11 protein-coding genes are annotated in these 13656 nt (G+C 50.4%); all 11 read left to right on the top strand.

What is annotated here, in order from left to right; translation table 11 throughout:
• Positions 1-109: 109 nt before the first annotated feature.
• The 11 genes from DWZ82_RS03135 to DWZ82_RS15320 all read left to right on the top strand — a co-directional run bounded on the left by DWZ82_RS03135 (position 110) and on the right by DWZ82_RS15320 (position 13654).
• Positions 110-871, top strand: coding sequence for a hypothetical protein (locus tag DWZ82_RS03135; protein WP_243022868.1), 762 nt, complete (start codon positions 110-112; stop codon positions 869-871).
• 9 nt (positions 872-880) lie between these two features.
• Positions 881-2380: a hypothetical protein gene (locus tag DWZ82_RS03140; RefSeq protein WP_118478666.1), complete on the top strand. Its 1500-nt coding sequence runs from the start codon at positions 881-883 to the stop codon at positions 2378-2380.
• A gap of 11 nt (positions 2381-2391) precedes the next feature.
• Positions 2392-3069, top strand: coding sequence for an ABC transporter ATP-binding protein (locus DWZ82_RS03145; RefSeq protein WP_117488276.1), 678 nt, complete (start codon positions 2392-2394; stop codon positions 3067-3069).
• Between the two features lie 466 nt (positions 3070-3535).
• Positions 3536-3955 (top strand): RNA polymerase sigma factor, encoded by a 420-nt coding sequence (locus DWZ82_RS03150; protein ID WP_118478668.1) that lies wholly within the window; start codon positions 3536-3538, stop codon positions 3953-3955.
• Positions 3956-4586: 631 nt separating this feature from the next.
• Entirely contained in the window at positions 4587-4775 is a 189-nt protein-coding gene (locus DWZ82_RS03155; RefSeq protein WP_021886981.1) for a hypothetical protein, read from the top strand.
• An 85-nt stretch (positions 4776-4860) separates the two neighbouring features.
• Positions 4861-6366 carry a recombinase family protein gene (locus DWZ82_RS03160; protein ID WP_118478670.1) on the top strand — a complete coding sequence of 502 codons (1506 nt, stop codon included), beginning with the start codon at positions 4861-4863 and terminating at the stop codon, positions 6364-6366.
• Between the two features lie 225 nt (positions 6367-6591).
• Positions 6592-7077: a sigma-70 family RNA polymerase sigma factor gene (locus DWZ82_RS03165; protein WP_118478672.1), complete on the top strand. Its 486-nt coding sequence runs from the start codon at positions 6592-6594 to the stop codon at positions 7075-7077.
• Between the two features lie 442 nt (positions 7078-7519).
• Positions 7520-7720 carry a hypothetical protein gene (locus DWZ82_RS03175; protein ID WP_118478674.1) on the top strand — a complete coding sequence of 67 codons (201 nt, stop codon included), beginning with the start codon at positions 7520-7522 and terminating at the stop codon, positions 7718-7720.
• The gene (locus DWZ82_RS03180; RefSeq protein WP_243022869.1) at positions 7713-8591 is read left to right on the top strand and encodes a phosphoadenosine phosphosulfate reductase family protein; all 879 of its coding nucleotides are present in this window, start codon (positions 7713-7715) and stop codon (positions 8589-8591) included. The genes DWZ82_RS03175 and DWZ82_RS03180 overlap by 8 nt, the downstream gene beginning before the upstream one ends.
• Before the next feature lie 4 nt (positions 8592-8595).
• Complete coding sequence (locus tag DWZ82_RS03185) at positions 8596-13410, top strand: isopeptide-forming domain-containing fimbrial protein (protein ID WP_118478676.1); 4815 nt, start codon at positions 8596-8598, stop codon at positions 13408-13410.
• 94 nt (positions 13411-13504) lie between these two features.
• Positions 13505-13654, top strand: a complete 150-nt coding sequence (locus tag DWZ82_RS15320; RefSeq protein WP_188885711.1) for a hypothetical protein — start codon at positions 13505-13507, stop codon at positions 13652-13654.
• Positions 13655-13656: the final 2 nt, after the last annotated feature.

Raw genomic sequence — 13656 nt, forward strand, 5'->3', positions numbered from 1 at the left:
TTTTAAGGGAACGAAATTTATCTTGTTCCCTTAAAACCCTCTCTTGTTTCCGGCCTATTGAAGCGCCTGAAAGAGTTCGATATACTGGAAAAAACAAAGAAAGGGATGAATGAATATGATAGGCCTTGTGAGAAATGAGTGGAAAAAAGTTTTTCTGCCGGTGCTATTGACAACAGTTCTTCTGGCAATCGCCATGAGTGTGTTGTCCTGCACAATTTATCAAAACTATACACTACACTACGATTTAGAGGCATGGGAAGTTGGAACAGAACTGTTTTCTCTGCTTTATCCGCTGTTTGTTGTGGTGCCGCTATGCTGGAATTTGTATTATGAGCGCAAAAATAACTTCCTGCTCTATGTCATGCCGCGAATGAAAATTAAGAAGTACCTGACTGCCAAATGGATTGCATATGCGCTGGGAACTCTTTGTATTATTGTGATTCCCTATATACTATCGGCGGTGTTTGCCATCTATGTGAAACCGCCAGTGGTTCCTTTCGTTGAAAATCCGTTTAGCCATATATTTGAAAACGCATTTATAAAGGCCCCGCTGTTATATGCAGTTGCCCTATCCCTTTGGAGGGGCATAGTCAGCCTTTTTGTAATGACCTTCGGATTTGTCCTCGCTTTATACTGCAAGAACATTTTTGTAATCCTTACCGGACCGTTTATGTATTCCATTTTAGAAAATTTTGTCCTGGCTATTCTCCGCTTGGAGAGGCTGCGACTGGTCGTAGCTTTTGATCCCGCAACAGTCGATCCAAAGGTCGTATCGATCTCCTCTTTCCTCTTTGGCCCGATTGTTTTAAGCATTGTGATTGGCCTGACAGCGTTTCTTCTTTCTAAGAAAAATGCTGTCGTAACCATTTAGGAATCCGTTATGATTACACTTATAAGAAAAAATCTCCGCTTGTGGGGATATGGAAAGTCGCTTGCCCTATTTGCCGGATGTATACTTTTTTCCATCAGCGGGAGGTTAAACGGAGGTATTGCATACGAGCAGCACATCTTGTCGGCGGTATCAGACCATTACTATCTGACCTATTTTGTGCTGCCGATTGTACTGTTAAGCTGCTTTTCCTTTATTGATGACGACGGAGAGCCAGTAATCTTACGGTTTCAAAGTTACCATTCTTATTTTCTGAAAAAATGGATTGGGGTCGGTTTGATTGCAGTCATTCTGACGGCAGTTCAAACTGGGGCAATTCTTCTGTCTGGTATAGGATTACCTTTAGGCAACGAATGGAACCTTGCTGCGAGTGCAACGGAAGCCGAGTTATTTTCCACTCTGGAACAGCTTTTTGCCAGTCCCTTGCAGGCGTTTGTCTGTTTTACCCTCTATCAGCTTATTGGAAGTTGGCTGATATTTGGAATCTGTATGTGGATTGGACATTTCACTGGGAGAAAGTGGACGATCCGAATTGTAATCGTTCTTTATGTCCTCTCGGCTGTGTGGATCAAGCTTCCGGCAATTCAAAATATTCCGCTGACGAGTTTTAATCATTTGCTGATTTTACACCACAATTTGGGCGTGCCCCATCGTTTAGAGATAACTGCCTTTACTTTGCTGTTCATTGTTTTGATAATTGCTATATCTATTCGGTTTGCGTGGCGGGGACAGTTGTCGCATATACAGTTATCCCACCGTGGTATAGCTGGCTACTATTTCCATGCGCTCATGATCCCTCGTAATCTGCTGATTCTTTTAGGTGTTGTGTTGGGAGTTTCGATTTACAAAGGCTTAGGCAATGGCACCGCCCTATCAGGATTGGAATGGATTTATGCCCTGTTTGCAGGACATGGAACCGGATATTTTCAAGTTTTACCTTTTCTTGAACTGCTGATTACCGGCGGTGTGCCCCTTTATCTGCTTGCCGCTTTTGTGGAGCAAACAGTGAACGGGCAATCTATATTTGTTTCTGTGCGCTCGAAGGGCCGCAGGCATTTGATGAAGAGCATTTTATTGGTCAGCATAAAGTTTCTCATGGTATATGCAATCTTTTGGCTTATGGCTGGCCTTATAGGGGCATCCCTATTCAGCACTGGATTAACAATCGTTTCTTTCAGGTTCCTGCTCTATGCGGTTTTGATGAAGTGCCTTGATATATTGGCGCAATATCTGATTATGCTCGGCATCTACATTGCCACAAGACAGGTTACAATCGGTTTCCTTGTGTTAGTGGCGGGAAATCTGCTCTGTGTCCTTCCGGGGAATTGGGTAGCTTATTCGCCTTTTGGCCTTTCCAGCCTGACAAGAATTTCTGTTGTGGAACCGGGAATTGGAATTTCCGCTGTGTCCGCCTTTGGAATAGAGGCTGCCATTTCAACGCTGATGATTGCAGGAATCCTTATGTGTGGCTACAAGAAAATATTGAATTAGGAGGACAGAATATGAGTTCATATATTGAAGTGAAAAATGTATCAAAAAGTTTTGGTGGCAAGGCAATTCTTCAAGATGTTTCACTGTCCATAGAACAGGGAACAGCTGTTGGTTTGGTTGGCGCTAACGGCAGCGGAAAGTCGGTGCTGTTCAAGATTTTATGCGGTTTCGAGAAGCCTGATCGGGGCAGTGTTTATGTGCGCGGAAAACAGCTTGGTAAAAATGGCCGCGACTTCCCCGAAAGTTTGGGAGTATTTATCAATTCCCCCGGTTTTATTGGCATTTACAGTGGTTTTCAAAATCTGAAATTTCTTGCGGACATTCAAGGGAAAATTGGAGAAAAAGAAATCCGACAGGCCATGAGCAAAGTGGGGCTTGACCCTGATAATAAAACGAAAGTAGACAACTATTCTCTTGGTATGAAGCAGAAACTGGGGATTGCACAGGCAATTATGGAGGGGCAGGATATTCTGATTTTGGATGAGCCTTTTAACGCATTGGACTACAAAACCTATGAGGATGTAAAGGCCATCATCCGTATGCTGAAAGCGGAAGGCAAGACCATTTTTCTGACTTCACACCATTTCAAAGACATTGAACAGCTATGCGATCAGGTGTACTCGATTGAAGATTGCAGACTAATTCCGATTACGGAGGAAATTGCTGCCCGCTATAGAGAGATGGAATAACCCGTTAAAAGCAATAAGAAAGGTAGCTGCCGGACGGCGGCAAAGAAAAAAAGTCGTCGTCCAGCAGTCCTATCAACACGCCTATAAGAAACGGCGGCTTTGAATTTCAGAGCCGCCGTTTCTTTTCGTCTATCCTAAACCAGCGAAGCCCCGACACCGTGTAACTCCACGGCGGCACATAGGGGGATTGCCGCCGTGTCCATTTTTCTTTTTCGCAGCGTCCATGATCTGCACCAGCTAAAAAAAGCGTAGCCCCTCCGTCGGAGCAGTCCGGCTTTGAAAGTGAAATTAAACATCATGTAACAGGATATTTAGTTGCTTGCGTCCGCATAGCGTCATGCTGTGCGGGCGTTTCTATATGTCGTTGCTTCTGGTCACGGTGGCCAGAGGCTCCCCAATGCCTTGGGCCACCTGTTCTCCATTTCAATCCACACTCACCAACTACCTTTTGAAATGGAGGACAATTATGACGACTATCAACCTGAAACGGTATTACCCCTATATGAACGAAAATGTGGTGCTGGAAGTTTCGGACGAGATCGCCGCCGCCCTCTCTATGGGAGGCCGCCTGTGCGACAGCTACAAGCGGCAGAAGCGCAGAAATGGCGAGTGCTCGCTGGACACCGCTCCCGGCTTTGAGGCCGACGTGCTCCGTCAGCCCATGACCCCGGACGAGTACATTGAGGCACAGGAAACCACCTTTGCCCTCTATGACGCGCTGGCCCAGCTCCCGCCTACGCAGGCCCGGCGTGTGTACCAGCACTATCTTCTCGGCATGAGCAAGGCCGAGATCGCGGCAGCCGAGGGCGTTGGCCGGAGCCGCATCTGCTGCTCCGTTGAGCGTGGGCTGGCTGCTATGAAAAATATTTTGAAAAAATCTCTGTAAGAGGGAGTACATTTGCCCTCGAAACCTCCTGATAGGTGAGAGGAGTTTTCTTCCTCGCCTTGAAAACTGAATAGACAGTATTCCCGATACGAAATCCGCGTGATAGCGACGTAAGGTGCGCCGCCACGACAGCCAGTTCAGGAGGTGATGGACAAGCTGGCCGAGCGATCAACGCAGCCTTTGACCCGGTGCTGGCAAACCGGGCGCGAGGACAGCGCGGAGGATAATGAAACTTGCTCACGCCCTCCCACAGACTTGAGGGGGAGTCCCTGCGGTATGCGCCAGCCCTCCACGGGCAGCGGTACTGTGGGGCTATGCAGCCGAAGCCATCGGCGATCTGGAATACTCCCCGTGCCGGGGATGCGTGGCAAATACGGCACACAACAATCATACAGGGAGCCGTCAAACCGGGTCTTTCTGTCTTATGACAGCCCAAACCATTCCGGCGCGGCGGCTCCCTCTTTTGTGGATTGAAACGGAAAACAACTGTCCCGCTGCTTCTGGTCATCGTGGCCAGAGGTGGGGCAAGGTCAAAGGACGGCGCTTTTGTGCCGTCCTTTCACGTTTCCCCACGGACGACGGGAAACCATCAAATCTATTCACACCGCTGATTTTTATAGGAGGTTTTCAGATGACGGAGGCAAGAGTCGGCTATCACAAGGAAGTCAAAACCGCATCTTTTCAGGGCAAATCCATCACCGTGGAAAACCTGACCCCGATGCTCTCTCCCCGAGCACGGGACAAGCGCAAGCGTGAGATTGAAAGCTGTCTGTATGAGGTCTTTGTGAAGTATGCGCCGGGACGGGCGCAGATGCACTAATGCGGGACATCCTTGAGATGCGGGGCTGCCAGAGATATAATATGGGTGTAAGGTTTGGTAGCTCCTACACGGAAAGGAGCACCAAATGATTATTCGTGAAGATGCCATTTATGGCAGACAGTCCGTTGACCGCAAGGACAGTATCAGCATTGAAAGCCAGATCGAGTTCTGCAAGTATGAATTGAGAGGAGGCAATTTCCGCAAGTACACCGACAAGGGCTATTCCGGCAAGAACACCGACAGGCCCAAGTTCCAAGAAATGATGGCCGATATTCGCCGGGGCCTGATCAAGCGTGTGGTGGTCTACAAGCTGGATCGTATTAGCCGTTCCATTCTGGAATTCGCAACCATGATGGAAACTTTTCAGGAATACAATGTCGAGTTCGTATCCTCTACGGAAAAGTTTGACACGTCCACCCCGATGGGGCGGGCCATGCTGAATATCTGCATCGTGTTTGCCCAGCTTGAACGTGAAACCATCCAGAAGCGCGTGACCGACGCCTACTATTCCCGCTGCCAACACGGTTTTCACATGAGCGGCGCGGCCCTCTATGGCTTCCAACTGGAGCCGACCACCATTGAGGGCATCCGCACAAAAATGATGAAGCCTGACCCGGAAACGGCAGATATTGCAAAGTTGATGTTTGAAATGTACTCCCAGCCCGGAACCTCTTTCGGGGACATCGCCCGCTACTTTGCCGACGAGGGCATCCTGATCTACGGTAAGGAAATGAAACGGGGCTTTATATCCCAGCTTTTGAGAAACCCCATTTACGCACAGGCTGATCTCGATATGTACGAGTTCTTCAAAAGCCAGGGTACGGTAGTAGTCAATGAAGCGACAGATTTTGCCGGGACAAACGGCTGCTATCTCTACCAGGGCCGGGACGTGCAGGAAAGAAAAAACAAGCACCTGAAAGATCAGATACTTGTTCTGGCTCCCAGCGAGGGGCTGGTATCGTCTGATACATGGCTGCGCTGCCGGAAAAAGCTCATGGCAAACAGGACGTTCCAAGGCGGGCGCAAGGCAAAGAACACATGGCTTGCCGGAAAGGTCAAGTGTGGCCGCTGTGGGTACGCGCTTATGAGCGTCGGCAATCCTACAGGTGTTCAGTATCTCCGCTGCTCCAAGCGGGCCGACAGTAAAAGCTGTGACGGCTGCGGGACGCTCCGCACACGGGAATTTGAAAGATTTCTGTACGGCGAGATGGTCAAAAAGCTGTCCGAGTTCCAGACGCTGACGGCAAAGCGGGAAACGGTCAATCCCCAATTGACCGCGCTGAACATGGAGCTTGCCCGCGTGGAGGACGAGATTGAAAAGCTGCTGAATACTCTGACCGGGGCTAATGCGGTGCTGTTGTCCTATGCCAACAGCAAAATTGAGGAGCTGTACACACGCCGCCAAGCTCTGACAAAAGAGATCGCGGCGCTGTCGGCGGAAACCATGTCCCCGGAGCAGATTGAGCGGTTGTCGGTCTACCTCAACCAATGGGAAGAAATTGACTTCGAGGACAGGCGGCAGGTTGCCGACGGCCTGATCTCACAGATCCGCGCAACCGACGAACACGTTTCGATTGAGTGGAAAATTTGACTTTTACTTATCTATCGCACACGACAAAGGACTGTGTGCCCTTGTCAAGCGATGTAAGCAAAGCCGTTTGTATAGCTTAATAGCTGTGCGAAAGGCTTTATTTTTTTGCCCTAAAATCCCAAAGTGCAGGGGGTTTCGCTCTTTTTCAGACTGCTGGCAAGCTAATATTGCCCGCTATCCATAAGTTCCAATCTTAAACAAAAACTTTAAGATTGGAGCTTAAAAATGAAAAACTGGCAGAAAAACCGCAACTACAAGCGGGTTAAAGATAAGGACGGCAACGTGGTTGCAAACATCATCACCGTGTTTGGGCAGGATGTAGAGGTTTCGGCCGAAGTGTTTGCGGCATATTCGAAGATGGACCGGCACGCAAGATATATCGGAGAAGATATTCCGGCTGAGAACGAAATATCGCTGGAACGCACGATTGAGGATGGTATACATATCGAAACACTGGAAAATGCAGAACCGAGCGCGGAAGAAATCTGCATTGAACACGAAAATGCAAAAATGAGAGAAGAACAGGCAAAACATTTGCCGGTTGTGCTTGCTCAGTTGAGCGACGATGAGAAAAGGCTGATAGACGCGCTGTATTTTCGCGGACTTGGGGTGCGAGAATATGCCCGTGAAATCAATGTGCCGCCCATGAAGATAGTAAGAGATCGTGACCGGATTTTGGGAAAGCTAAAAAAATATTTTTCAAATTTCTAAATTCGGCTGATACAGTGGCTGTTTTGCTTGGGGGAACAGTGAGGGGATAAACAAACCCTCACTGCTCCTTGGCAACTGAACATCAAACATCAGGTACAAATTCTGTGCGGAGAGCTGCGGTGTAAAGCCGCGAACTGTCGGGCGGCTCCCGACAAGGCGATGACCCGCATAGATGATAATGATACTCCCGATCAGTCACCGTCCGAGCGTTAAAAGCGTCGCAGGCTATGAGATCGGACAACGAGATAGGTGCAATGCCTGTGAGGTCGGTACGCCGCCGGCCGCCTGATGTTTCCCGGCAGCCGGGGGGTGAGGACGAATAGGCTGACAGAGAAATGCGAGGTGATGATATATATGATAGTGTAAAAATTCGGACAACAGAATAATCACAAACCGGAAGAATCGCATGGATTCCTCCGATTTTGCTTTTTGGAGGTCATCTATGGAATGGAAAAACGCAAATAAGATACTGCCGGAACGCGGTCATCGGGTTCTGTGCCTGTATCCGAACGGCAAAATGGACGTACAGCTTTACTTAGGCCGTGAGAGTTTTGTTCACGATCTGTACGGTCGCTGTATTTTCTGGACGAAACTGCCGAAACGCCCGAAAGCCTATTTTAAGCTGATGGGACGCAATGAATAAAGAACAGCAGGCAATCGCTCGTCTGCGGCTGGCCGCTGAAATGAGCGAAACCTACTACCATGCACCGCTCGTTATAACCACTTCGGGCGGCAAGGACAGCGATGTTTGTCTTGCGCTGGCGCGGGCGGCCGGTATCCGGTACGAAGTCCAGCATAACCATACCTCGGTTGACGCGCCGGAAACCGTCTACCATGTGCGCGAAACTTTCCATCGGCTGGAAAACAAGGGTATCAAGTGTACCGTCAACCTGGCAATGTTCAAGGGTGCTCGCGTGACAATGTGGAGCCTGATACCGCAAAAACTCATGCCGCCAACGCGCGTTGTGCGATACTGCTGTTCCGTGCTGAAAGAGCAGGGCGGCAAGGGACGCATGATAACAACAGGCGTTCGCTGGGCAGAAAGCGCCAAGCGCCGCAAGAACCGCGGTATATATGAGAAGCAATCCGCAGACATAAGCCGCAGAATCACGATCAGCAACGATAACGACGATACACGGCGGCTGTTCGAGAACTGCCGCTTGCAGGCAAAGCGCATTTGCAATCCAATCGTGGACTGGACGGACAGAGAAGTGTGGGACTACATTCGTTCCGAGCATATCCCGGTCAATCCGCTGTACGAGCGCGGCTTTCATCGTGTCGGCTGTATCGGTTGTCCGTTGGCGGGCCGTGCCGGACGGCAGTTTGAGTTTGGTCGGTATCCAACCTATGAGCGGGCGTACCTGCACGCATTTGAACGGATGCTTGAGGAACGCCGTAGCAGGAACCTGCCTGCCGTCTGGCAGGGCGGGGAAGAAGTGCTGCACTGGTGGCTGCAGGACGGCGTGCTGCCGGGGCAGTTGAGCATTTCAGATTACTTAACAGAAACGGAGTGAAACAATGTCAATTATAAAGCGAATCATCTCAGCGGGATTGTCGCTGGCGATGGCGGCAACGATTATCCCAAGTTCGTTTGCCGTCAGCACGAAGTCTGCAAGCACGCTGTCCTCGGTGACAGCAAAATATCTTGACGCAGAAAACGGCAAGGAGATTGCCGAAAAGCAGACATACAGCGTCACGCACGAGGAAAAGTCCCCGCAGACGATCACAAACTACACCTACGCGGATTATACCGAAAGCGTTGAGTATGTGTATTCGCATAAGGACTTGACCTACATCATCGGTTATCCCGACAAGGGCGTACACCCGAACGGTGATCTGACCCGCGCCGAAGCTGCTATGATCTTCTACCGCCTGTATGACGGTGATTATCCCAGCTTTACGCGGCGTATGTCAAACGGTACTTTCAAGGATGTAAACGCAAAGAACTGGTTCTATGAGCCGGTCGAAACGCTGTACAACATCGGGCTGCTGGAAGGCAAGTCCAAGGACAGCTTTGCACCGAACGCACCCATCAGTCGTGCGGAGTTTGCTGTACTGGCGGCGCGTTTCCAGAACCTTAAATACACCAGCGGCAAGGTTTTCTCGGATGTAGAGAAAGGTCACTGGGCGTACAGCTATATCAATGCTGCCAGCGAAGTAGGCTGGATTCAGGGCTATCCGGACGGCACTTTCCGTCCCGACAAGGAGATCACCCGAACCGAAACCGTAACGCTGGTAAACAGCATGATTAACCGCACTGTTACCCGCGAAAAGCTGAAGGCACTGAATGTGCGAAATCCGTACAACGATCTTGCAGAATCGTTCTGGGGCTATACAGATCTCATGGAAGCAACGGTATCCCATACCGCCGAAGAATGGCATGACGCGAAGTACAACGATGGCAAGTACAACATCATTGTCGAGAAATTCGTAGACACCAACGGCAAGGAGATTGCAAAGTCTGTCACTACGGCGGGCAAGGCAGAATCCGCGCCCAAGTCCATTCCGGCGTATGAGTATCGTGGCTATATCCGCACGATCACTTATAAGTACAGCACTGGTGACGCGCTCCCGTCCATCGAAAAGACGGCAAGCGTCAAGGACGCAAAGGTAGGCGATGAAATCACCTACACGATCAAGCTGTCGAACGATAAAAAGGCAAGTTCCGCATGGAAAAGCGTTGTTCTGACCGATAAAATCCCGTCCGGCATGACCTTTATTGAGGGCAGCGTCTATGTGAACAATGTAGCTGCTACCCATACCGTCAAGAACGGTACGCTGACCGTAAACCTCGGTGATATTGCCGCTGGCAAGACCGTGATTGCCACTTTCAAGGCAAAAATCAATGGCGATATGTACAATCAGACGATCTACAATACCGCTGTTGCCAAGGGTACGAACGGTTATGTGACTGCTGCGGACGGCAAGAAAACCAACATTTACGAGGACAAAGACGATGGCGTATATGTCAAGAAAGGCGATACCGCGCCGTATGTGACCAAGACTGCGGATAAGGAAACCGCGAATGTCGGTGACAAGATCACCTACACCGTCAAGGTCGGCAACGGTGACGGTGCTGTTTACGAAATCGAAAACGCTAAAATGGCAGATACCATTCCGGCTGAATTTGACTTCGTAGACGGCAGCGTGCAGGTGGATGGCAAGTCCTATCCGTACAGCTATGACAACGCCAGCCGCAAGCTGTCGGTCGTGGTCGGTAATCTGAAACCGAACGCTGCCCGCACCGTCACTTTCGCCGTGACCGTGGGTAAGTCGGCTTACGGCAAGACCGTACACAACACCGCTGTCCTCTCCGGCGATAATATCAAGGACACCGAGGGTAAGGACAAGGGCGTTGAGATCGGTGACGGCAAGACCAAGCCGGAAGTCACTAAGACTGCGGACAAGTCCGCTGCCAATGTTGGTGATAAGGTGACTTACACCATCAAGCTGGCAAACGGCGAGTTCGCAAGCGTAGCGATCAAGGACGCTGTGCTGGCCGATACCATTCCGAACGGACTGGATATTCAGTATGGCTCGGTTACGCTGAACGGCAAGCTGACCAACGATTACAGCTATGATGAAGCGTCCCGCGTTCTGACCGTCAAGGTTGGTGATCTCGGAATCGAGAAAAGCGCGACGGTAACTTTCGTTGCGGTAGTGAATACCGCTGCATACGGAAAGACCATCTACAACACCGCTGTGATGAAGTCCGACAACACGCCGGACACCAGCGGCAAGGACAACGGCGTAACCGTTGGTGACGGCAAGGCAAAGCCGCAGATCGACAAGTCTGCGAATAAGTCCTCTGCCCGCGTGGGCGATAAGATCGCGTACACGCTGACCGTAAAGAATGACGATACCGCAACTGTTCCGGTTGAGAACGGCGTTATCACCGATGTTCTTCCGGCTGGACTGGACTTTGAATACGGCTCTGTCACGCTGAACGGCAAGAACACCAACGATTACACCTACGATGAAAACACCCGTCTGCTGACCGTCAATGTCGGCACGATTGAGCCGGACGCAAAGCAGATCATCGGCTTTACCGCAACGGTGAATGAATCCGCATACAACACCACCATTCAGAACCTTGCAACACTGACCTCTGATAATGCAGACCCGGTGCAGGACAAGGACGATGGCGTAGCAATCGCGGACGGTGACGCGCTGTTGACCGTTTTCAAGTCCGCAGACAAAACCACCGCCAAGGTTGGCGATACGATCACCTACACCGTAAACGCAGCGAATGCGACCGGTGCGGATGTGAATATCCGTGACGCGGTTATGACCGATACCATTCCTGACGGACTGACTTTCCGCGGCAATGTAACCGTAGACGGCTACTCCGCAGAATATCAGTACGACAATACCGGCAAGACCCTGACCGTATCGCTCGGTGAGATCGCGCCGAACCAGACCAAGGCGATTTGCTTTGATGTAACCGTCAACAGCGACGCTTACGGTATGCACATTGAAAATACCGCCCTCGTCAGCGGCAGCAATACGCCGGACAAGAGCGGTACGGATAACGGTGTGGATATTGAAGATGGTACGGCAGACGGTCATGCGGGCAATAAGACCGCAAACAAGACCACCGCAGCAGTTGGTGATACGATTACCTATTCTATCCGCCTGGAAAACGGTGCAGCAGCTACCGCAGACTGGGAGAACATGAAAGTGATTGACGTTTTGCCTGACGGAGTAAGTTTTGCAGGAAACGTGCAGGAGAATGGTTCGGCAACGGTCAATTATTCGTACAATGTTACGATGAAAACAATTACGTTCACGCCGGATGCTATCGCAGCAGGCGCACAGACCGTTCTTAGCTTCGATGTAACCGTAGATGATGGTTCGCAGGGCAAGTTCATTGTCAATACCGCTATCCTCGATGATAACGGCAAGGAAACGCCCATGCCGGACGGCGGCGTACAAATTGACGAGGGCAACGCTGCTCCCATCGTAAAGAAGTCTGCAAGCGTCACCACTGCCAATGTAGGCGATACCTTCACCTACACGATCACTGCAAAGAACGGCAACAAGGCAACTGCCGCATGGAAGAATGTCGTAATGACCGATACACTCCCGACCGGCGTTAAGCTGGTAGGCGGCGTGTATCTCAACAACGAATTTGCGCTGTATCATTTGAGCGGCAATGCGCTGTCTGTACTCGTAGGTGATCTTGAACCGGGTGAATCGGCTGAAATCACTTTTGACGTGCAGGTGCTTGAAAGTGCGGCTGGAACAACGATTACCAATACGGCTTCACTTGACGGCGATAACGGTCACGGCACAGCAACGGATAAGGGCGTAACGATTCCTGACACGGCGGAACAGCCGGACGTTAACACAAATTTTTATGTAACCAAAGAGGTTGATAAAACCGTGGTGAATGTAGGTTCCGGCGTTTCGGCAGACCGCAAGCGCGCCACATTTACCATCACGATTGGCAACAATTCTAACCAGACATGGAAACGGGTTATCCTCAAAGATACACTGGACACCACACTGGTAACGCCTGTTTTGAAGAACAACGTCTATGTGGACGGTGTTCTGAACGGCAAATGGAGTTTCCAGAACAAAGTGTTTACTCTGGAGCTCGGTGACATTGCGCCGAACGAAAAGCGCGTGGTGAAAATCACGGTTGAGTTCAAGACCGATGCGGGCGGCAAGACGTACACCAATCTTGCCGCGGCTACGGGTGACAATGGTTCGGCTTCGGGCCGTTCGCCGGAGATTGAAGTCATTTCGTCTGGTTCGTCCGGTACGCCGGTGCTGACGGATATTCACTATCAGTTGTTCGGTGGTTACGCGGACGGCCTGTGGCGGCCGAATGATCGCGTATCCCTGCAGGAAGCCTGCACGGTTGTATATCGTCTGATTGCTAACGGCGGCAACACTTGGCTGCCGCGCGGCACGACTACCGTTCCGAAATACAAGTACGATATTCCGGAAGAAGCAAAGTATTTCGTTTCCATCGGCGTTCTGCCTGCGTCCGCGTTTGATACCGCTCGCATGGATGAGGGCGATGATTACGAGATCAACTATACGATCTCGAAGAACGGTTATCTGCGTATCTGGGCTACCTCCGGTCAGCTGAACACGCTGGTTTCGTATGTGACCAAAACGAATGCCGGTCTGAGTGGTGATGTATCCAGATTAACATTTGCCAAGGTGATTTGTCAACTGACCGGTCGTGATACCTCGCCGGATGTTTCGGGTTACAGTGGCAATCTCCGCACATGGGCGGACGCTCCCTCGTCTGTTGTAACCGAGGTTTCGCACGAACATGATTTCATTATGGACAGCGACCGCAACGAATACTGGATTTGAGAGTAGAATGAGAAAACCCGCCTGTTTTGCAGCAGGCGGGTTTTACATTAGCAGAGAGCAACATAGGCTATTCTGAAAGGAAGGGTGAAGCCGTATGGCAAAACAGCAGATCAAAGCGGTTTGCACACACGTTTTTCAGAATGGAGGGGAAACCTGCGACCGGAAACGATTTACAGAGAAATGGGTAGAGATGATCAATCGTATCGAACGGACAGAAACGAAAATTACGGAGAAAAGGCAATGACA

It is taken from the genome of Butyricicoccus sp. AF35-5AC (assembly GCF_003477715.1).
GTDB lineage: Bacteria > Bacillota > Clostridia > Oscillospirales > Butyricicoccaceae > Agathobaculum > Agathobaculum butyriciproducens.